The sequence below is a fragment of the uncultured Lutibacter sp. genome (assembly GCF_947493565.1).
In the GTDB taxonomy this organism is placed as follows: domain Bacteria; phylum Bacteroidota; class Bacteroidia; order Flavobacteriales; family Flavobacteriaceae; genus Lutibacter; species Lutibacter aestuarii.
The window spans coordinates 266,020-288,291 of record NZ_CANLRG010000001.1; the positions used below are offsets into that span (position 1 = coordinate 266,020).

Sequence of the window (22,272 nt, forward strand, 5' to 3'; positions counted from 1 at the left end):
ATGATTAGGCGTTTTTTAAATAAAGTAGAAAGTATTTATAAATACAAGTATTTTGCTAATAATGAAAAGGGAGCTTATAATTTTTTATTGGATAAAATCTACAAATCGACTGATATCAACTTTATAGAAAATTGTTTGCAATTAGATTATTTTAGAGAAATATTAATACCTCAAGAATTTAAAATTCCCCAAAATAAAAATATATTAGTATTAGCTCCTCACCAAGATGACGAGATTATTGGATGTGGTGGAACAATTCTTAAACTACTTAAAAATAATAATAAATTAACAATTGGGTTTTTAACAAATGGTGCTGAATTGTCAAATCCATTGGATTCAATAAAAATCAGGCATAAAGAAGCTAAAAAAGTTTGTAATGATCTGGGTTGTAAAATGTTAGAGCTAGGTTTAGATAACATATCTATGAATGTTACAGATAATCATTTAAAGGTTTTAGTTGAATGGATTAAAAAAGATTGGGATTATATATTTACAATTTGGCCATTAGATCAACCACCAAAACATAGACTTTGTTCTTATATAATAGGTAAAATATGTAGTGAATTAGAATTTGATAAAAGAATATTATTTTATGCAGTTCATACAGATTTATTACCTAATTTTTATGTTGATATAACCGATGAAATTAATACTAAACAAGATTTGTTGAAAAATTATACTTCACAATTAATGCATCAAAGATATGATCATATGTCTAAAGGTCTTGATGCTTGGAGATCTCGTTTTTTACAAAATTCGAATAAAGAAAGATATATTGAAACGTTTACATATGTTTCATCCAAATCTTTTAAAGATTTTAATGCTATTTACGAGAAAACACCTTTGAATAATTTATTTAAAGGAAATAGGGTTTGTATTAGATCATTTAAAAAATTAATTAAGCAAAATATAATTATGAATTAATGAAAATCATAGCAATTATACCAGCTCGAGGAGGTTCAAAGAGACTACCTAATAAAAATTTAAAAATTTTTAATGCAGTCCCTTTGGTAGTTCATAGTATAAATTATGCTAAAGAAAATGGTATTCAAAAAATTATAGTAACCACAGATGATTTTAAAACAAAAGAGATTGCTTTAAAAAATGGAGTAGAGGTAATTGATAGACCTGAAGAATTGGCTACTGATATATCACCTACTATAGATGCTTTAAAACATGCTTTAGAAACTTTAGATGAAACATTTGATACTGTAATTTTATTGCAACCAACAAATCCATTGCGTCCTAAAAATTTATTAAAAGAAGCTTTACATAAATTTGAAGAAGATAATTATGATAGTTTGATGACTGTAAGTAGAAACAGACAAAAATTTGGAAAAATTAAAAATCATAAATTTGAACCTTTTAACTATAAAATAGGACAGCGTAGTCAAGATTTAGAACCTTTATATTTTGAAAATGGTTTATTATATATTATAAAATCAAGTGTAATTAAAACAGGTAAAATTATTGGAGAGCATCATTTTCCTTTTATAGTTGAACATCCATTTACTAGAGTTGATATTGATACTAAAGATGATTTTGAATATGCGGAATATTTGTTGACAAAGTATAAAAATATAGAGTAATTGGTTCTCGATACACTAGGCAACTCGAAATGATGTTTGTTTGGTGATGTTGTCGCTTCGAGTGATTTCGAAGAAATTGTATCGAGAAGTGTTTTGTAACCTGAATGGTTCTCGATATACTTTTAACACGAATTCCATTCGTATTAAAACTACTCGAACTGACATTTTTTAGGTAAATAGTTATAGTGATATTTAATTAATAGTTACAATTTTTAAAAGAACAAAGGTTGTATATAAAACCACTTGAATTGATAAATAGAATATAAAATAAAAAGAGATATGTACCCATACATAGAAATAGCTGGAAGAAACATTGGACAAGATTTTCCACCGTTAGTAATTGCAGAAATAGGGATCAATCATGAAGGATCTTTAAAAACAGCTTTTGAAATGGTAGATGCAGCACAAAGAGCAGGTGTTGAAGTAGTTAAACATCAAACACATATTGTAGAAGATGAAATGAATAGTATGGCAAAAAAGGTGATTCCAGGGAATGCAAATATATCTATTTATGAAATTATGGAACGCTGTGCATTGTCAGAAGCAGAAGAGATTAAATTAAAGCAATATGTTGAAGATAAAGGAATGTTATTTATTTCAACCCCATTTTCAAGAGCCGCTGCAAATAGGTTACAAAAAATGGATGTTAAAGCTTTTAAAATTGGTTCAGGCGAATGTAATAATTATCCATTAATAGAACACATTGCTCAATTTGGAAAGCCTGTTATTTTGAGTACAGGAATGAATACCATAGAAAGCGTTCAAAAAGCAGTTGAGATATTTGATAATTATAATGTTCCAGTTGCTTTATTGCATACTACTAATTTATATCCAACACCTCCAAACTTAGTGAGGTTAGGTGCAATGACACAATTACATAAAGCTTTTCCAAAAAAGGTATTTGGTTTGTCTGATCATACGTTAAACAATAATGCTTGTTTGGGAGCTGTAGCTTTAGGAGCTAGTATTATAGAACGTCATTTTACGGATACCATGCAACGTAAGGGACCAGATATTATATGTAGTATGGATGAAAAAACTTGTAGTGAGTTAATTGGTTCAAGTAAAGAATTATGGTATATGCGTGGAGGAAAAAAAGAACCTACTAAAGAAGAACAAGTTACTATGGATTTTGCATTTGCAACAGTTTGTAGTATAGCTCCTATAAAAGAAGGAGAGTTGTTTACAAAAGATAATATTTGGGTGAAGCGTCCAGGTACAGGAGAAATTTTAGCAGCACATTTTAATGAGATTTTAGGAAAAAGAGCCACACATGATATTTTGAATGATGAACAATTGAGTTGGAACTGTATAAAATAAATTGAAGTTAGTAGAAAGATACTTTGAATGATACTAGAAGTAAGTTTTATAAATAGTTATTAAAAGTGAAATACTTATTTTTTAAAAAAAAGTAAAAGTATATTTGTATCTCTATTACATCCTAAGAAATATGTATGTTGAGAAGTATTTAAAATGAAAATAAAAAAAATAGTTTTTTTAACAGGTACAAGAGCCGATTTTGGTAAAATAAAATCGTTGATACATATACTTCAACATAGCAGCCAATTTGAACCTTATATTTTTGTTACTGGAATGCATATGCAAAAAGTTTATGGATTTACAGTGCTTGAAGTAGAAAAATGTGGGTTTAAAAACATTTCAAGATTTGAAAATTACACTCATGAAACAACCATGGATTTAACCTTATCTAAAACTATAGAAGGTTTTTCATCGTATATTAATGAGTTAAAACCCGACTTAATAGTAGTTCATGGGGATAGAGTAGAGGCTTTGGCAGGGGCTATAGTAGGAAGTTTAAACAATATATTGGTTGCACACATAGAGGGGGGTGAATTGAGTGGTACTATAGATGAGCTGATAAGACATTCTATAAGTAAATTATCACATATTCATTTTGTATCAAATAGTGAAGCAAAAAATAGGTTATTACAAATGGGTGAAATTGAAGAAGCTATAAAAATTATTGGTTCTCCTGATATTGATAGCATGTTTTCTAACACTTTACCAACATTGCAAGTAGCTAAAGAATATTATGATATTTCTTTTGCTAATTATGCAATTGCAATGTTTCATCCAGTAACAACAGAGTATGATAAAATAGCTGAATATGCTAAAAACTTTACAAGTGCATTACTAGTGAGTAATTTAAATTATTTGGTAATTTACCCCAATAATGATTTAGGTTCAAGTTTAATATTAAAAGAATTTGAAGCATTAAAAAGAAATTCTCATTTTAGAATTCTACCCTCTTTAAGATTTGAATATTTTTTAACCTTGTTAAAAAATGCAAATTTTATTATAGGTAATTCAAGTGCAGGTGTTAGAGAAGCTCCTTATTATAGTGTGAAAACTATTAATGTGGGAACAAGACAACAAAATAGAGTTGTAAATAAATCTATAATAAATTGTGATTATTCAAAATCAGCCATTCTAAAAAGTATAAATAATTTAAATTTAAAACCATTATCTTATGAAATAAATGTAGATTTTGGTAAAGGAAATAGTGCTCATTTATTTAAAGAAATTTTGGAAGAAAAAAATTTTTGGAAAATAGCCAAACAAAAGCAATTTAACGACTTTTAGATGTTAGTATGAAAAAAGTTTGCATAGTAATTCCTGATGGAACTGGAATTCGAAATTATTTGTATTCCAATTTAATGAAGCACTTGTTTAAAAATAAGTGTGAAATTGTATTGTTGCATAATATTTCTTCCAAAGCCATTGCAGAAATTAAAAAAGTTCATAAGCAACCCTTTGAAGTTTATAAATTACCAAATTATAAGGAAACAGCGTTCCAAAAATTTTTACGTGAAACCGTTTGTTATGCTAGATTGGTGTATTATAAAAAGTTGGTAAATAATGCTACTATATTAAATGCATGGAAACCTAATACCAAAAGTATTGCAAAAAAAATGTTTTACAAACTGGTCCAGTTTTTAGGTAAATTAGTTTCAAATAAATATTCTTGGGTGGTATCATTAGAAAAAATACAATTGCAATTGGTGTTGCATAAAAGTACTACGCTACAAAAAGAACTTTTAAAACAAATACAACCAGATGTTATTTTTTCTACACATCAACGAGCAATGAATGCATTGCCATTAATTTTAGCTGCCCATCAATTAGGGATTGAAACAGTTGGGGCAATTTTTTCTTGGGATAATTTACCTAAGGCACGATTAACGGTAAAAACGGATAGCTATGTGGTGTGGTCTACCTATATGAAAAAAGAACTGCAGTTATATTATCCTGAAATTGATACAAAAGCCATTACGATTACTGGAACACCGCAATTTGAATTTTATTTTAATAAAAAATTCATACTTCCTAAAAAATATTTTTATGAAAAATATGCGTTAGATTTTTCAAAAAAAATACTATGTTTTTCAGGAGATGATGTGCGTACTTCACCTTTTGATCCAGTATATTTAAATGATTTAGCCTCCGCTATAGAAAAGGAAAATTTACCGTATCAAATTGTATTAAGAAGAGCCCCTGTAGATGTGTCTGGAAGGTTTAAAGAAGTAGTTTTAAAGTATCCATCTATCATAAAAGAAATAGCACCTTTATGGAATTTTGATGCAAATAACCGTACAAATTGGCAAATTATTTATCCAACATTTAAGGATGTTGAATTATTAGTAAGTACGGTTTATTATGCAGATGCCGTAGTAAATGTTGGATCTACGATGGCGCATGATTTTGCTATGTTTGGGAAACCTGCTATTTATTTGAATTATAATTCGGTTGTATCAAAAGAATGGAATATTGAAACCATTTATCAATTTCAACATTTTAGAAGTATGCAAGGTTTAAATCCTGTTTTATGGTTAGATGCCAAAAAAGAAATAAAAAAAGTGTTAAATTGTGTTTTTGAAAGCCCTAAATTAGAGCAGAAGGCTTGGTTAAACCTAATTGCAGAACATCAAAAAACAGCTTCAACTCGTATTGCTAAAAAATTAATATCGTGCACATAGTTTATTTAACAAATGAATATCCAACTCAACAAGTTGCACATGGTGGTATAGGAACTTTTGTTCAAAATATTGCCCGAAATTTAGTACAGCAACAAATTAAAGTTTCTGTAATAGGAATTAGCATGACTGCTTCTAAAGAAAGTTTTATAAATGATAAAGGAGTTCAAGTATATAGAATTCCACAATCTAAAGCATCTTTAGGAAAATTTATTTTTAATTCTTTTCGTATTCGAAAAAAAATAAAAGAAATTCACAAACAAACTCCCATTAACATTGTTGAAGGATCGGAGTTATCATTTGCTTTTTTACCCAAAAAAACCTGGTATAAAAAAGTAATTCGAATGCATGGAGGACATCATTTTTTTGCGGTTACTTTAAACAAGAAGCCTGCATTATGGCGTTCATTTCAAGAAAGAGTTTCTTTTAAAAAAGCCGATGCATTGATAGCTGTAAGTAATTTTGTTGGAGAAACAACCCAACACTTGCTTCAATTTAAAAAACCATATACAACCATTTATAATTTTATTGATGTGTCGCATTTCAATAAAAAATGCGATGTAGAAATACAACCCAATGCTATTTTATTTATTGGTACAATTTGTGAAAAAAAGGGAGTAAAACAATTGATTGAAGCTTTTTTATTGGTAAAAAACAACATACCAAACGCTACTTTACACTTGGTTGGAAGAGATTGGAAAAGTGAAGAAATACCATCGTACACTTCCTATATAAAAAAAAGAATACCTAAAATGTATTTGCAAGATGTTACATTTTACGGAACGGTATCTTATGAACAGATACCAACATTAATTGCTCAATCAGAAGTTTGCGTATATCCTTCACATATGGAATCTTTTGGGTTGACTGTTATTGAGGCTATGGCAACAAAGAAAGCAATAGTTTTTAGTGATATTCCACCATTTAAAGAAATTATAAGAGATCAAAAAGACGGATTGGCATGTGATCCATTTAAACCAAGTGATATTGCTGAGAAAATAATTTTTATATTAACAGAAAAAAAGCAAGCTGCTGCAATGGCTCAAAACGCTTTTGATGCTGTACACCAAAAATTTAATTTAGAGAATAGTTTACAAGAGAATATTAATTTTTACAACGCAATACATTGAAATTCGTCATTATAACACATGCTATACATAAATTAACGAAGCAAGGTATTTTTACTTATGAGCCTTATGTACGTGAAATGAACTTATGGCTAAAATATGTGGACGCAGTTAACATTGTAGCACCAATTTCATCTAAAAAGGTGAGTACTATTGAGAGTGCTTATGCGTTTAAGAAAATGGAGGCTATTCAATTAAATCCTATTCCTTCATTTAATATCACTTCATTTAAAAACAGCCTAAAGACTTTGTTTAAACTACCTTTGATATGTTATCAAATTTTTAAAGCCATGTATTGGGCAGATCATATTCATTTGCGCTGCCCAGGAAACGTAGGGATGTTAGGCTGTTTGGTTCAAATTGTTTTTCCAACCAAACCTAAAACGATAAAGTATGCTGGAAATTGGGATCCTAAAAGTAAACAACCCCTAAGTTATAGAATTCAAAAATGGCTACTGTCTAATTCATTTTTAACCAGAAACTGTAAGGTATTGGTGTATGGAGAATGGCCAAACCAACCTAAAAATATTGTTCCATTTTTTACAGCAAGTTATTCGGAAACGGAGTTGGAGGAAATAGCATCTAAAACTCTTTTAAAGAATAAAGAGATTGCTTTGTTGCATACTCCTCGCAATTTTGGCAAGTTAGATTACTCAATAGTTGAAGAAAAATCTGATACTCAAAAGCTCTACTTAATTTATGTAGGTGGTTTAACGATAGGAAAACAACCCTTAGTAAGTGTTCAAGTGGCAGAACAATTAAAAGCCATGGGATATGCAGTACAATTAGATATTTATGGCGATGGAGAAGAACGTACAAAGCTTGAAAACTATATAGCTACTAAGCAATTGCAACAAGAAGTGATTTTACATGGAAATACAGCTAAAGATATGGTAAAAAAAGCCTACCAAAAAGCGCATTTTTTGGTGTTTATATCTAAATCTGAAGGGTGGCCTAAAGTGGTTGCAGAAGCCATGTTTTGGGGTTGCGTACCTATTACAAGTAACGTATCTTGCATCCCATATATGTTAGGTGAAGGAAGTAGAGGAACTATAGTAGCTCCAAATGTGAATGAAATTTGTATTGTAATTAAAAGATATTTAACAACTATTGAAATGTATAAGATGCATTCAAAAAATGCGTTAGAGTGGTCACGAAACTTTACGTTGGAAAAATTTGAGCAGGGGATTGCTTCGCTGTGCTCGCAATGACGTGAGGGATTGCTTCACTTTGTTCGCAATGACTGGGGGATTGCTTCGCTGTGTTCGCAATGACTGGGGGATTGCTTCACTTTGTTCGCAATGACTGGGAGATTGCTTCGCTTTGTTCGCAATGACTGGGAGATTGCTTCGCTGTGCTCGCAATGACGTGAGGGATTGCTTCGCTGTGCTCGCAATGACTGGGGGATTGCTTCGCGTTGCTCGCAATGACATTAAAAATTATAGTATTATCAAACAACTAAACGTCATACAACTTATAGATTCCTTACAGGCAGGTGGGGCAGAAATGATGGCTGTAAACATCGCCAATGGTTTGGCGGAGTTGGGCGTGGTGTCACATATAGGAGTTACCCGAAAAGAAGGAGATTTAAAAGAAAAAATAGCACCCAATGTTTCTTATGTGTTTTTAAATAAAAAATATACCTTAGACATTGTTGCACTTAAAAAATTGATAGCGTATGTAAAAAAGCATCAAATAAATTTGATTCATGCGCATTCATCTTCTTACTTTATGGCGTATTTGGTCACGCTTTTTTGTCCAAACGTTCGGCTTATTTGGCATAATCATTATGGCAATACTATTAATTTATCTTTTTTTAAAAAAACTTCAATAATACTATTATCAAATTTTTTTTTCACTACAATTTCAGTAAATAAAAGCCTTCATTTATGGGCTTTGAAAAATAGTTATTCAATTCAGAAGTACTATTTACCTAATTTTGCAGCTTTAAAAGTAAGTAAAATTATAGAAAATAATTTATTCGGTGAAGAGGAAAAACGTATCGTATGTTTGGCAAATTTAAGACCAGAAAAAGACCATTTAAATTTACTAAAAGCATTTATTAAAATAAAACAGCAGTACCCAGATTGGAGTTTACATTTGGTAGGAAAGGATTTTAATGATGCCTATGCTTATCAAATTAATTCTTTTATAGTGGCTAATGACTTAAATAACCATGTATTTTTGTACGGAAGTATTAAAAATGTCGCTGAGGTATTGCAACAAGCTGCTATAGGCGTATTGGCTTCCAACTCTGAAGGATTGCCAGTAGCTTTATTAGAATATGGTTTGGCAAAATTACCAGTGGTGGTGACTAATGTAGGGGAATGTAGCTCTGTAGTTAAACATCAGCAATGTGGGTTGGTAGTTCCAGCAGAAAATAGCAATGAATTAGTCAATGCACTGCAATTTTTAATTGAGAATGCCCATAAAAGAGATGCATGGGGAGTGGCTTTACAGCAACGAATTCAACAAAATTATAGCCAAGAGGTTTATATGAATAAACTAGTAGAAATCTACAAAGATGAAAGTTAACATTTTAAATACGCGTTTTTTGCTAGCTTCTTTCCATTTGGTATTAGGAGTGTTGTTACTGTCAGGTATGATTACTAAAATATACTCTGCATTGATAGTTGTATTTGGGGTGCTGTTTATTATACGTGCTAAAAATGATGAAAACCAAGCCATATTTTGGAGTGCTTATATGATTGGCGCTGAAGTGTTGTTTAGGATGTCTGGAGGGATGGTTTTTCATGAATTGCCTAAATATTCGGTATTGTTATTTTTAGGAGTTGGCTTATGGGTGGAAAAACGAAGGCATCACATTTCTGTAGGTTATTTAATTTATATACTATTATTATTGATAGGGATTGCTTTTATGGATTTACCATTTGATGAATCTATTAGAAAGGCGATTGCTTTTAATTTGAGTGGTCCTGTTTTATTGGGGTTAAGCGCTATTTATTTTTACAAGCGTCCTATCTCTTTAACAGCACTTTTAAACCTGTTGTTTGTAATGGGCTTGCCAATTATTTCGATGTTAAGTTTGTTGTATTTTAAAACTCCTGATATTGAAAATATTCGTTTTGGAGGTGAAGCTAATTTTGCAGCTTCAGGTGGATTTGGGCCCAATCAAGTAGCAACTATTTTAGGTTTAGGAGTATTTGTTTTTGCAATACATTTGGTTTTTAAAAGGCGTATTTTTTCTTTTTTTGGAGTAGATTTTTTCTTTTTAGTTTATATTACGTATCGTGGGGTATTGACTTTCTCAAGGGGAGGTATATTAACTGCTTTAATAGCGCTTAGTGTTTTTATTTTTTACTATGTTTTGGTTACAAAAAATCAATTAAAAAACCTTTTCAAATATTTGGGCTTAACATTTTTATTTGGAATTTTTTTAATGATTTATACAGTCAACATTACAGATGGCATGATTATTAATAGGTACACAAATAAAAATGCTGCTGGGATTGCTAAAAATGATTTTACTACGGGGAGGTTAGATATTTTAAAAGCTGAATTAGAGGGGTTTTTTGATAATCCTTATTTTGGTTTAGGTGTTGGAGGTAGCAAATTTTATAGACTGGATAAGTTGGATAAATTAGCAGCCTCACACAATGAAATTGGTAGATTGATTTCTGAACACGGAATGGTAGGGGTTTTGATATTGATTATTTTATTAGCGATCCCAACAAGGCATATATTAAAACAACCTTTTTTAGCAAGAGGTTTTTTAGGAGCATTTTTATTATTTTGGTTTTTAACCATCAACCATTCAGCAATGCGTATTGCTTTTCCTGCTTTTATTTATGGACTAAGTGTTGCAAAAATTACTTTTAAAGAGTTGGAAATTTCTAAAGTTGCCAGTACCGAATGAAAAAAGTTCTTTACATAGGAAATCATTTAAAAGGAGGGAACCCAACCACTTCTAATCAATTAAGTCTTGTATTAAAAGAGTTAGGGATGGAAGTAGATAGCTACTCGGATAAAAAAAGCAAAATTTTCCGATTGTTGCATATGTGTTGGGGACTGTTAAAACATCGAAAAGCTTCCATAGTTTTAATTGACACCTACAGTACACTTAATTTTTATTATGCTTTAATTGTATCTCAATTGGCTAGGTTATTTTATATAAGTTATATTCCAATTTTACATGGAGGAAACTTGCCTAAAAGACTCCAAGAGCATCCACGATTAAGTCGGTTAATATTTTCAAATGCTACTATAAATATAGCCCCATCTAAGTATCTAAAAGAGGTGTTTTTATCCTATAATTTTAAGACTGAATTTATTGCCAATGGAATTGATTTACAGCGCTATTCATTTAAAAAAAGAAAGCAATTAGCGCCTAAATTACTATGGGTACGTGCGTTTGATCAAATATACAACCCATTCATGGCGATAGCCGTATTGGAAGCCTTAAAAAAAACGTATCCAAAGGCGCAACTTTGTATGGTAGGTCCAGATAAAGATGGCTCTTTGCAACAGGCAAAAGCTTTGGCAAGACTAAAAAAATTAACCAATAACATTGAATTTACAGGCTATTTAACTAAAGAAGAATGGTTACAAAAAGCTAAAAATTTTGATATTTTTATCAATACCACAACGATAGATAACACTCCTGTAAGTGTCATTGAAGCTATGGCATTAGGCTTACCAGTAGTTTCAACTAATGTAGGGGGGATTCCTTATTTAATAGCGCATGAAGAAACAGGGCTTTTAGTGGAATCAAAAAATGTTGAGCAGATGGTAGCTAAAATTTTGTTTCTTTTAAATCATGAAAGTGTAGGACAACAATTAACGATAAATGCAAGAGCAATGATTTCAAAATTTGATTTGGAAACCGTAAAACTATCGTGGAAGAAAATTTTAAGTTGATGTGGTATAAAATCATTTTTAAATTAGGTCAAAAGCTGCGAAATCCTTCGTTAAACCAACAGTTACAGTTTTTAAAGACTACTGAAAAATGGAGCTTAAAAGAATTGGAAGCTTATCAACTGCAACAATTAAAAAAATTGGTGAATAATGCGTTCAATCATACTCCTTATTATAAAAATAAGTTGGAAAGTTTAGGAATAACTCCTTCTATGATTACGAGTTTGGCTGATTTGAATAAAATTCCAATCATCACCAAAGAAGAATTGATAACTTATAATAAAGAGCTGCATAGCCAACAAAAATTAAAAAAATATGTGAAGGCAACTACTTCTGGAACTACAGGAAGTACTTTAAACTTTAAAAGAGAAGAGCAAGCAGATTCCTTTAATAGAGCAGCAATTTTTAGAGGATATACTTGGTATCAAGTTCAACCTTGGGAACGTAATGGCTATTTTTGGGGATACAATTTTTCAATGTTCTCACAATTAAAAACCAAGTTTTTAGATGCTTTACAAAATAGGTTTCGTTTATTTAAACTTCAACAACAGGCACTTCAAAGGTTTGCTAAAAAATTAAAAAAAGCACATTTTTTACATGGGTATTCCTCCTTAATTTATGAATTGGCTAAATACATTAATACCCAACAGATAGAAAAACCTGGTTTATTAAAAATGGTAAAGGGAACTTCTGAAAAGATTTATGGCACCTATCAAAATGAAATTGAACAAGCTTTTGGAGTAAAAATGATTAGTGAATATGGTGCAGCAGAAACGGGGATTATTGCTTTTGAATGTCCAAATGGAAATATGCATATCAACATGGAAGGAGTGATTGTTGAAGAATGGAATCATGAAATAGTGGTTACCAATTTACAAATGCAATCATTTCCAATAATCAGGTATCGACTAGGTGATTATATCAAACTAGCTCCAAAAAGTAAAAAATGTGCGTGCGGAATGCAACATCATATCATTGAGGAAGTTACAGGGAGAGTGGGTGAGCTGGTGTATGGAAAAAAAGAAACCTACCCAAGCTTGTATTTTTATTATATTTTTAAAAACTTAGCGAAAACTCATCAACTATTGTTAACCTATCAAGTACATCAAATAAAAAAAGGAGCGTTAATCTTTTTAATTGAACAAACGTTAACAACTGATGAGTTAAGTATTTTAAAAAATGAAATTGGCAACTACTTTAAAAATGATATTGAAATAACCATTAAAACAGCACAAACCATTATTGCTGAAAATGGTAAATTAAAAGGTTTTATATCTACAATTTAAGAAATGAAAGAAGCACTGGTAAGTATTATTATGCCTAACTACAATGCAGCAGCTTTTATAACAGCTAGTATTGAAAGTGTTTTAGCTCAAAGTTATCCGTACTGGGAGTTGATTATAGTGGATGATGCTTCAACGGATGACTCTATAGCTAGTATTGAAAAATTGATAACTAGGGATCTAAGAATAACATTAATTAAACTATCTAAAAACTCTGGTACAGCTGTTGCTAGAAATAAAGCACTTGACATTGCTAAAGGTACGTTTATTGCTTTTTTAGACAGTGATGATCGATGGCATCCAGAGAAGTTAACCATTCAGGTTGGTTTTATGCAACAACAACACTGTGCGTTGTCGTTTACTTCTTACGTTGTTGTAAATGAATTTGGAGATCGCATAAAAGTATTGAAGGCAAAACAACAAGTGAGTTATAATGACTTGCTAAAGAATAATTTTTTAGGCTGTTTAACAGTCATGTATAGCGTACCACACGTAGGTAAAGTATATTTTCCATTATTAAAAAAGCGTCAAGATTGGGCTTTATGGTTGAAAATTACCAAAAACAATAACATTGCAAGAGGTATTGAACAGCCATTGGCGTATTATACCAAAAGAAAGTTGTCTCTTTCTAGTAATAAATTAAAATTGTTAACTTATAATTGGAAAGTATATAGAACATTGGAAAAGCTAAATTTGATACAATCTGCCTTTTACTTTACAAGGCTATTTATGAATAAAATGTTAAAATAATAGCGCTATTTAGTTCTAAGTAGTTATTTTTGTTAAAAATTAACAAGCTAACATGCCCCAAGATACCTTACATTTCAGTATTTCTGAACGTAAACTATACTTGCGTTTTTTTGATGTTATTTTTGCGTTAACAGGATTGTTAGTTGTAAGTTACTATTTCAACTTTCAATATTTTAACATTGCCAGTTCAAAAAATATCTCTTGGATTTTTTTGTTAGCGGTGTACGTTTGGTTTTTTGGTGAAATTTTTGAAATGTACGATTTAAAAGTGGCCAGCGACCAATATTTAACACTTAGAAGTACTTTAATTACTGTAGTATTTACCGTATTGTTTTATGTATTTACACCAATTATTTCTCCTGAACTTCCTCAAAATAGGATACAGATAGTCTATTTTACACTTACCTTATTGTTCGCTATTTTACTGAATAGGTTTTTATACATACAATTTATATTTTCTCCTAGATTTTTAAAGAATATTTTACTAATTGGCAATCGAGATGAAATAGAAAAATTGGTAAATTCAATAACTGATAATGAAGCAATTAAAACAGTTGCCTATATTTCTGAACACCCAATAGATAGTTTAGGTGAAGCGTTGTTTATTTCTAGTACAACTACCAAAATTGAAAAATTAGTACTCACCAAAAATATCAATGAAATTTTGGTATCTGCTAATAACTTAAATTTCATTAAAGGAGCAATCAATAAACAGTTAATTGATTTGTTTGAAAAAGGAATGAGTATTAAAAATTTTGATAGCTTTTTAGAAGAAGAAACATTGAGAGTTTCAGAAAATCAACTAAACCCTAATTTTTATAATTATTTTACCTTTAGTAAAAGTCATCAAAATAACTTGTATTTAGCATTTAGACGTATATTAGATGTAGTATGTGCCTTGGTGGGGATTGTTTTTTTTATAGCCTTAACACCTTTAGTAGCTTTGGGGAATTTGATGGCAAATAGAGGAAGTTTATTGTACAAACAAACTAGAGTTGGAAAACGAGGTAGAGAATTTAAGATTATTAAATTTAGGTCTATGGTGGTTGATGCAGAAAAAAATGGTGCTGAATGGGCACAAAAAAATGATGTTAGAGTGACTCGTTTTGGTCGTTTATTACGAAAAACACGATTGGATGAAGTTCCTCAGTTTATCAATGTATTTAAAGGAGAAATGAGTTTGATAGGACCTCGACCTGAACGACCAGAATTTGTAACACAATTAGAAAACGAAATTCCGTTTTATTCCATTAGACATGTGATTAAACCAGGTTTAACAGGATGGGCTCAAGTAATGCACCCATATGCGAGTTCTGTAGATGATCAGCAAAAAAAATTAATGTACGATTTGTACTATATAAAAGAACGTAATTTATTGCTAGATTTTAGAATAGTGATAAAAACCATTAGTACGGTGTTATTTTTTAGAGGGACTTAAAATTGTTTGTGTCTAATTTTTAGCGTTTTACGATGCGTTTACTCTGCTCTTTTTAAAACTTTACAGTGAAGCAATCGCAAAAGTTTGCTTCGTTGTTTTTAACTTCTCGCAAAGACGTATCAAACCGTTATTGCAAACAAAATGAAGCAGTTTACCAAATAGTACCTCCAAACAATATCTGAAAATTAACACGTTATTAATTACGTTCACCCTCACAAATAAATAATGCTTGTTAGTTCAAACGATAACTTAAATAACTATATCTAACAGCTAATGCTAGTATGAAGGGTAACAAAGCACTATTAAAGACTTGAATTTTTAATATCCAAGTGATACCCATACCCAGTAATAAAAGTAGTAAAAACAAGATGTAAAACTGTAACCACGTAGGTATTTTTGATTTTAAAAAATAAAAAGCAATAATACTATTAGGTGCAAAAGCCCATAAAAAATTTAAATTTTTATAGGTAGCTGTATGGCTAGTAGCAAACCATAGTAATAAAACAACTATTCCAATAATTCCAGTACTAAAAAAAAGTAAAAAATCTAAGTACTTAGAACGGGATTGGTTTTTATAGTTTTTGAAAGTGATAAAAAGAATACCGATGCTTAACAATATAAAAACAATCAAAGGTTGAAAGAACAATGTTTCTTTTTTAGAGTTATTTTCATTTAAAATAGTAGTAGTTTTTTTTACTAAAGGCTCTTGATGGTCATTTTTTTGGATGCTCGCGTTGTTGAAAGCTTGAAAAATATAATCTGGTAAAAATTTATAATCATCTTTGGTTGCTTTATCATCAATAACTGACCCTAATGCCAAATCTATTCCAAATTTACCCCATTTGTAATTTGCTTTGGTGTAATCTGCAATCAAATCTCTATGCGATTTTTGTGTAGTGATATGTTGGTTGCTAAAAACAATTTTATCCTTTAAAACAGTGGTAAGTACTTCTTCAATTTTAGTGGAGCAATTATCATAAAAAAAGTCGTATTGATAGTCTCTATTTTCAGGTTTAGCGTTTTGTTCCAAAAAATTAAAAACAGCTTGTACTTCGTTTGGTGTTAAATTGAGTTCTTGTGTTTTTACCCACCTATTTTCGTATCGATATACTTGTAAAAAGTAATTAAAACGAGTGGTTGATAAAAAGTAGGTTAATTTTCCTTTGGCAAAATTTAAATAAAAATTAGGCGCATTAAAATCGAACGTACCATAATTGTATATTTTATCAAAACCAATTAAAGGGTCATAAACTCTAAATGCACTATGACCAAATGCTGTAAATAGCTCTGAACCAGGTCCACACGTTACCACACTCACCGTTGCTTTGTCTGAAAGCTTATTTTGTGCAGTACTGTTTATGATAAAACAACACAGGAGGCTAAAAATAAATACATATTTTTTCATTATAATTAGTTAAGAGAGTCTATTGCTTGTTAGTGAATGAATTTAAATGTTACTACTTACTTTTTTAAAGTATAAGTATGATTTTAAAGTTACGAATGTAAAAAAACTTTAGAAGTTATGTTTTAAATTTAAGAAATAATATGTTGTATAAATTCAAAAATTCGATGTTCACTCCAATATAATTTAGTTTTACCAAGAGCAGTGTTGAAACCAACATGTCCGCCATAAGTTGGGGTTTCTAAGCTTAAATAAGCGTGTTTGTTCGCCAATGCAAATGGATAACAATTTTCAGATAAAAAGGTATCATCCAAAGCATTGATTAAAAGCGTTGGCTTTTGTATAGTTGGAATAAAGTGAATGGAACTAGATTGCGCGTAATAATCTTGTGCATTTTTAAATCCAAACACTGGCGCAGTAACAGCATTATCAAATTCCATAAAATTATTAGCTTTCAATATCGCTTCTTTATTTAAAATATTGTGAGGAAATTTTTTTAGTTTTTGAAGTGATTTACTTTTTAAACTTCTTAAAAAGCGCTTTAAATAAATCCTGTTTTCCCACTTTGACAAGGCTAAAGAAGAACCTTCCAAATTACAAGGCGTTGAAATAGCAACAGCTCCTTTAATTTCGGAAGGAATATTTTGAGTTTCTCCCATGTATTTTAAGGTGATATTTCCTCCCATACTATAGCCTAATAATAAAATATTTGTATAAGAATACTTGTTTAATACATGATGAATAATAGCGTTTACATCATCTGTTTTTCCGCTGTTATAAGAATATAAATTCAAATTATCTTCACCGCTACAACCTCTAAAATTAACGGCTAAACAATCTATTGCTTTTGAATTTAAATAATTGACTACCGAAACTATATATTTAGATTGTGAGCTTCCTTCGAGACCGTGCAAGGCAATTACCAAAGTTTTGGAACCTACAGTAGAAAAATCTAAGTCTAAAAAATCATTGTCAGGTGTTGGTATTCGTTCTCTACGGTAGGCAATTTGACCTTTTATAAATAAGGTTTTATAAATAGTGTTGAAATGGGTGTTTTTAAAATAAAAAGGAGGAGTATAAGACGATTTAATGATGGGCATTTAAAAGTTTTTAAAAATTTAAATATAATTAAATCTTATTAAATAAATAGTTTATTAAATTTACGAAAATTTAACTTTATGATCTATAAAAATCACCTTCCCAATGTTCTTACCTTACTTAATTTATTATCAGGAACTATTGCTGCTATTTTTGCAGTAGAAGGGGAGTTAATTTTGGCTGCTTATTTTGTGTTTTTAGGAATATTTTTTGATTTTTTTGATGGATTTGCAGCACGATTATTAAAAGTTCAAGGCGAGTTAGGAAAACAATTAGACTCATTAGCAGATGTAGTTACGAGTGGGGTGGTGCCAGGTATTGTGATGTTTCAACTATTAAAAACGAAAAATAGTTTAGAAATTTTTAATACAGAAATTATATCTTGGAAAACTTCAGAGGTTGAACTTTTGCCATACGTAGGTTTGTTAATTACATTGGCAGCAGCTTACAGATTAGCAAAATTTAATATTGATGAACGTCAAACAACTTCTTTTATAGGTTTACCAACACCAGCAGCAGCTTTAGTTGTATTATCGTTACCATTAATTTTAACCTATAGTTCTTTAGAATTTGCTGTAAATTTAATTGAAAATAAGTGGTTTTTAATAGTACTTACCTTTTTACTAAGTTTTTTAATGAATGCTGAGATTCCGTTATTTTCTTTAAAGTTTAAAGATTATACTTGGAAATCTAATAAAGTTAAGTATGTATTTGTAGGTTTTACAGCAGTATTATGTGTGTTTTTTCAATTTGTAGCCATCCCTATGGTTATTTTATTATACGTATTAATGGCAGTACTTTTTAAGGATGCTACTAATTAGAAAATTGAAGTTTGCGTTTCGGTAGTAAACAATTCTAAAAATTGAACTCCTTTGGTTGAATTTCCTTTTTTATTTAATTTTGGACTCCATACAGCAATGCTATATTTATGAGGGTAAATGGCAATAATGCCTCCACCAACACCGCTTTTGCCTGGTAAGCCTACTTTAAAAGCAAATTCTCCAGCTTCATCATAAAACCCACAAGATTGCATAATAGCATTGATTCTTTTGGATTTACTTTTGGAGATAATTTTTTCTTGAGTAGCAGGGCAAATGCCATGATTGGCTAAAAACAAAAATGTTTGAGAAAGTTCTTGGCACGTCATTTCAATAGAACATAAATTGAAATAAAAATCCATAATTTCATCAATATCGTTATGGATATTGTTATAGGCTTTCATTAAATTTACCAAAGCAGTATTTCGATATCCTGTTAATTTTTCAGATTCAGCAATTCTAGGACAATAATCAATGGTTTCAATTCCAGAAACTTTTCGTACAAATTCAATAAAATCTTTTTTTGGGTTTTTTAAATGAGAAATCAAGACATCACAAATAACAATAGCGCCTGAATTGATTAGTGGATTTCTAGGAATACCACCATCTAGTTCTAATTGAGCCAATGAATTAAAGGAAGTTCCTGAAGGTTCAACACCTACACGTTTCCATAAATGATTGTTTTCTAATTTAAAAGCTAAAACTAAAGACAATACTTTGGCAATACTTTGGATAGAAAATTTTTCATGAGCATCTCCAAAACTGTATTGCTTATTTTTTATTGTGGTTAGATGAATTCCAAATTTATGAGGATCTACCAAACGAAGCTCAGAAATATAATCTGCAACTTCGCCACAGTTATTGAAATTTTCTAACTGCTTAACAACTCTAGCTATTATAGGTTTATAATTCATAGCTGTTGAATTATTTTATGATGAAAACTTTTTCTTTTTAAGTTCAAAGTCTTTTCCTAAATAAACACGTCTAACAGTTTCATCTTCAGCAAGTTCTTGAGGAGTTCCTTCTTTTAAAATACCTCCTTCAAACATTAAGTAAGTTTTATCTGTAATGGCAAGAGTTTCTTGAACATTGTGGTCGGTAATTAAAATACCAATGTTTCTATCTTTTAAGTGTGCTACAATACTTTGAATATCTTCTACGGCAATGGGGTCAACACCAGCAAAAGGTTCATCTAATAAAATAAATTTTGGGTCGGAAGCCAAGGCACGAGCAATTTCTGTTCTACGTCGTTCTCCACCTGAAAGTAAATCACCGCGATTGGTACGTACATGACCTAAGCTAAATTCTTCAATTAGAGATTCTAATTTTTTCTTTTGTTCAATTTTTGAAAGGTCGGTAAATTGTAATACGGACATAATATTGTCTTCTACCGATAATTTTCTAAAAACAGAGGCTTCTTGTGCTAAATATCCAACCCCTTGTTGTGCTCTTTTATGCATTGGAAAATCGGTAATCTCTTTATCATTTAAAAAAATGCTTCCTTCATTGGGTTTAATCATACCAACAATCATATAAAAGGAGGTTGTTTTACCTGCTCCATTAGGTCCGAGCAACCCTACTATTTGTCCTTGTTCTACCTCTAATGAAATGCCTTTCACTACATAGCGACTCCCATATTTTTTTTTAATATTTTCGGCTCTTAATATCATTGTTGTTTTACTTTTTAGCGATTTGTATGATTGTACTCTAATGCTTCCCAAAACTCATAAGCCCTTCTTAAATGTGGAATTACAATGGTTCCACCTACCAAAGTAGCAATAGAGAGTGTTTCCATCACTTCTTCTTTAGAAGCTCCTTGTTTAAAAGCCGTTTCTAGATGGTATTTTATGCAGTCATCACAACGAAGTACTGCAGATGCTACCAAGCCTAGTAATTCTTTTGTTTTAACGTCTAAATGACCACTTTTGTAAGCATTGGTATCTAAATTAAATATTCTTTTGATAACTTTATTGTCATCAGATAAAATTTTATCGTTCATTTTTTGACGATAAGCATTGAATTCTTCTATTTGATTAGGCATTTTCTTGTTCTCTTTTACGTTCACGTTTTAGTACTATTTTTGAGATATATATACTCACTTCATACAACAATAAAATAGGGATAGCTACAATTATTTGACTAATGATATCAGGTGGTGTAATAACCGCAGCTAAAATTAGTACTAATACCAAGGCATGTTTTCTATATTTTCTTAAAAATTCTGGAGTAATCAAGCCCATTTTGGTTAAAAAGTACATAATAATTGGCAATTCAAAAATTAAGCCAGAAGCTAGTGTTGAGGATCTTACCAAAGCAATATAAGAACCAATTTTTATGTTTCTTTCTACCATATCACTGATGGAATAATTTCCTAAAAAGTTCACTGAAAGCGGTGTAACTACATAGTATCCAAATAATACTCCAATGAAAAATAAAAAAGAGGAAATAATGATAAAGCTTTTAGCTCCTTTACGTTCTTTTTCATACAAACCAGGGCTAATAAATTTCCAAAATTCCCAAATAATAAATGGAAAGGCAATAATAAAACCTGCTGTAATTGAAGTCCATATATGCACACTAAACTGTTCAGCCATTGCTAAACTTTGAAACGTAAAAGGAATATCATCAATACACAAACCATCGGTTCCAAAGAATTTAGACACCTTACAAAAGAATTGGTAGGTGAAAAAATCAGCATTTTTAGGTGCAAAGATAATTTTGTTAAAAATAAAATCTTTCATTAAAAAAGCAATAATAGCAACCAACATTACTGCAAAAGTTGAACGTACTAAATGCCATCTTAACTCTTCAACATGGTCTAAAAACGACATGTCTTTTTCTTCTTTTTTTGCCATTTTAAAAAATTCCTTCTTTTAATAAATCATGCAAATGTACAACTCCTACATATTTTAAATCATCCACAACTAATATTTGTGTAATATTATTTGATTCCATCGTTTCTAAAGCTTCGATTGCCATGGCATCTACTTGAATTGTTTTAGGACTTTTACTCATAATATCACAAGCTGTTAATTTACTAATATCTGTATTGTCTTTTAACATTCTTCTTAAATCACCATCGGTGATGATACCAACAATTTTATTATTTTCTATAACTGCTGTAGTACCTAAACGCTTTTTTGAAATTTCAATAATAACATCTTTAATTGGAGTTGAAGGTTGTACTTGAGGGAGTTCATTTTTATCAATTAAATCATGAACTCTTAAATATAATTTTTTACCCAAAGCTCCACCTGGATGATATTTAGCAAAATCTTTACTTGAAAAATTATTTAATTCTAACAAGCACACTGCCAACGCATCACCAATTACCAATTGTGCTGTAGTACTTGTTGTAGGAGCAAGGTTATTAGGACAGGCTTCTTTTTCAACAAATGAGTTTAAAACAAAGTTGGAGTTTGTGCCTAAATAAGAACTGATGTTTCCAGTAATGGCTATGATTTTGTTCCCGTAATTTTTAATTAATGGTACTAAAACTTTAATTTCAGGGGTATTCCCGCTTTTAGAGATACATATTACTACATCATTTTTTTGAATAGTTCCTAAATCTCCGTGGATAGCATCTGCAGCGTGCATAAAAATTGCAGGTGTTCCAGTAGAGTTAAAAGTAGCCACAATTTTTTGAGCAATAATAGCACTTTTCCCAATACCGGTAATAATAACTCTTCCTTTAGACTCTTGAATAAAATTTACTGCATTTTCAAAATCTTCCGTTAAAAAATTTATTAAATTCGCAATTGCTTTACTTTCGGCTTTAATTGTTTGTTTAGCAGTCTCAATAATTGTACTTTTATTTTTCAATTGATTTAGGTTTTCTATTAAAAAAATGTTTTATCTTTATTAGCTAACAAAAATAAATTTATTTAATTAGAAATT

21 protein-coding genes are annotated in these 22,272 nt (G+C 30.4%); 14 read left to right on the forward strand and 7 right to left on the reverse strand.

The window, feature by feature from the left end; translation table 11 throughout:
- From Q0714_RS01135 to Q0714_RS01195, 13 genes are all read left to right on the forward strand, one after another.
- The gene (locus Q0714_RS01135; protein WP_298262454.1) at positions 1-924 is read left to right on the forward strand and encodes a PIG-L family deacetylase; all 924 of its coding nucleotides are present in this window, start codon (positions 1-3) and stop codon (positions 922-924) included.
- Positions 924-1,589 carry an acylneuraminate cytidylyltransferase family protein gene (locus Q0714_RS01140; RefSeq protein WP_298262455.1) on the forward strand — a complete coding sequence of 222 codons (666 nt, stop codon included), beginning with the start codon at positions 924-926 and terminating at the stop codon, positions 1,587-1,589. Before Q0714_RS01135 ends, Q0714_RS01140 begins: the two co-directional genes overlap by 1 nt.
- Positions 1,590-1,868: 279 nt before the next feature.
- Positions 1,869-2,909, forward strand: coding sequence for an N-acetylneuraminate synthase family protein (locus tag Q0714_RS01145; RefSeq protein ID WP_298262456.1), 1,041 nt, complete (start codon positions 1,869-1,871; stop codon positions 2,907-2,909).
- A 153-nt stretch (positions 2,910-3,062) separates the two neighbouring features.
- On the forward strand, positions 3,063-4,193 hold the full coding sequence (gene neuC, locus Q0714_RS01150; RefSeq protein WP_298262457.1) for a UDP-N-acetylglucosamine 2-epimerase: 1,131 nt from the start codon (positions 3,063-3,065) through the stop codon (positions 4,191-4,193).
- Between the two features lie 8 nt (positions 4,194-4,201).
- Positions 4,202-5,587 carry a hypothetical protein gene (locus Q0714_RS01155; protein ID WP_298262458.1) on the forward strand — a complete coding sequence of 462 codons (1,386 nt, stop codon included), beginning with the start codon at positions 4,202-4,204 and terminating at the stop codon, positions 5,585-5,587.
- Positions 5,578-6,714, forward strand: a complete 1,137-nt coding sequence (locus Q0714_RS01160) for a glycosyltransferase family 4 protein (protein ID WP_298262459.1) — start codon at positions 5,578-5,580, stop codon at positions 6,712-6,714. The genes Q0714_RS01155 and Q0714_RS01160 overlap by 10 nt, the downstream gene beginning before the upstream one ends.
- Positions 6,711-7,922 (forward strand): glycosyltransferase, encoded by a 1,212-nt coding sequence (locus Q0714_RS01165; RefSeq protein ID WP_298262460.1) that lies wholly within the window; start codon positions 6,711-6,713, stop codon positions 7,920-7,922. The genes Q0714_RS01160 and Q0714_RS01165 overlap by 4 nt, the downstream gene beginning before the upstream one ends.
- A gap of 184 nt (positions 7,923-8,106) precedes the next feature.
- Positions 8,107-9,246, forward strand: a complete 1,140-nt coding sequence (locus Q0714_RS01170) for a glycosyltransferase (RefSeq protein ID WP_298262461.1) — start codon at positions 8,107-8,109, stop codon at positions 9,244-9,246.
- Positions 9,236-10,588, forward strand: a complete 1,353-nt coding sequence (locus tag Q0714_RS01175; RefSeq protein ID WP_298262462.1) for an O-antigen ligase — start codon at positions 9,236-9,238, stop codon at positions 10,586-10,588. Before Q0714_RS01170 ends, Q0714_RS01175 begins: the two co-directional genes overlap by 11 nt.
- Positions 10,585-11,589 carry a glycosyltransferase family 4 protein gene (locus Q0714_RS01180; RefSeq protein ID WP_298262463.1) on the forward strand — a complete coding sequence of 335 codons (1,005 nt, stop codon included), beginning with the start codon at positions 10,585-10,587 and terminating at the stop codon, positions 11,587-11,589. The genes Q0714_RS01175 and Q0714_RS01180 overlap by 4 nt, the downstream gene beginning before the upstream one ends.
- Positions 11,589-12,872: a phenylacetate--CoA ligase family protein gene (locus Q0714_RS01185; protein ID WP_298262464.1), complete on the forward strand. Its 1,284-nt coding sequence runs from the start codon at positions 11,589-11,591 to the stop codon at positions 12,870-12,872. The genes Q0714_RS01180 and Q0714_RS01185 overlap by 1 nt, the downstream gene beginning before the upstream one ends.
- 3 nt (positions 12,873-12,875) lie before the next feature.
- Positions 12,876-13,619, forward strand: coding sequence for a glycosyltransferase family 2 protein (locus Q0714_RS01190; RefSeq protein WP_298262465.1), 744 nt, complete (start codon positions 12,876-12,878; stop codon positions 13,617-13,619).
- A 52-nt stretch (positions 13,620-13,671) separates the two neighbouring features.
- The gene (locus Q0714_RS01195; RefSeq protein WP_298262466.1) at positions 13,672-15,057 is read left to right on the forward strand and encodes a sugar transferase; all 1,386 of its coding nucleotides are present in this window, start codon (positions 13,672-13,674) and stop codon (positions 15,055-15,057) included.
- A gap of 232 nt (positions 15,058-15,289) precedes the next feature.
- Here the strand turns inward: Q0714_RS01195 and Q0714_RS01200 are convergent, their stop codons facing one another.
- Together Q0714_RS01200 and Q0714_RS01205 are read right to left on the reverse strand one after the other, a co-directional pair.
- Positions 15,290-16,462 (reverse strand): DUF4105 domain-containing protein, encoded by a 1,173-nt coding sequence (locus tag Q0714_RS01200; protein ID WP_298262467.1) that lies wholly within the window; start codon positions 16,460-16,462, stop codon positions 15,290-15,292.
- A 128-nt stretch (positions 16,463-16,590) separates the two neighbouring features.
- On the reverse strand, positions 16,591-17,559 hold the full coding sequence (locus Q0714_RS01205; protein ID WP_298262468.1) for an alpha/beta fold hydrolase: 969 nt from the start codon (positions 17,557-17,559) through the stop codon (positions 16,591-16,593).
- 78 nt (positions 17,560-17,637) lie between these two features.
- On the opposite strand from Q0714_RS01205, the gene Q0714_RS01210 reads away from it, so the two are divergent.
- A complete protein-coding gene (locus Q0714_RS01210) occupies positions 17,638-18,378 on the forward strand; it encodes a CDP-alcohol phosphatidyltransferase family protein (protein WP_298262469.1) in 741 nt (246 codons plus the stop codon).
- Here the strand turns inward: Q0714_RS01210 and Q0714_RS01215 are convergent.
- The 5 genes from Q0714_RS01215 to Q0714_RS01235 are packed head-to-tail and all read right to left on the reverse strand — an operon-like array spanning position 18,375 to position 22,197.
- The gene (locus Q0714_RS01215; RefSeq protein WP_298262470.1) at positions 18,375-19,289 is read right to left on the reverse strand and encodes a glutaminase; all 915 of its coding nucleotides are present in this window, start codon (positions 19,287-19,289) and stop codon (positions 18,375-18,377) included. The genes Q0714_RS01210 and Q0714_RS01215 overlap by 4 nt on opposite strands.
- 15 nt (positions 19,290-19,304) lie before the next feature.
- Positions 19,305-20,045, reverse strand: a complete 741-nt coding sequence (gene lptB / locus Q0714_RS01220; RefSeq protein ID WP_298262471.1) for an LPS export ABC transporter ATP-binding protein — start codon at positions 20,043-20,045, stop codon at positions 19,305-19,307.
- A 14-nt stretch (positions 20,046-20,059) separates the two neighbouring features.
- Complete coding sequence (locus tag Q0714_RS01225) at positions 20,060-20,416, reverse strand: carboxymuconolactone decarboxylase family protein (RefSeq protein WP_298262472.1); 357 nt, start codon at positions 20,414-20,416, stop codon at positions 20,060-20,062.
- Positions 20,409-21,230, reverse strand: coding sequence for a twin-arginine translocase subunit TatC (tatC, locus tag Q0714_RS01230; protein WP_298262473.1), 822 nt, complete (start codon positions 21,228-21,230; stop codon positions 20,409-20,411). Before tatC ends, Q0714_RS01225 begins: the two co-directional genes overlap by 8 nt.
- A gap of 1 nt (position 21,231) precedes the next feature.
- Positions 21,232-22,197 carry a KpsF/GutQ family sugar-phosphate isomerase gene (locus Q0714_RS01235; RefSeq protein ID WP_298262474.1) on the reverse strand — a complete coding sequence of 322 codons (966 nt, stop codon included), beginning with the start codon at positions 22,195-22,197 and terminating at the stop codon, positions 21,232-21,234.
- Positions 22,198-22,272 lie beyond the last annotated feature (75 nt).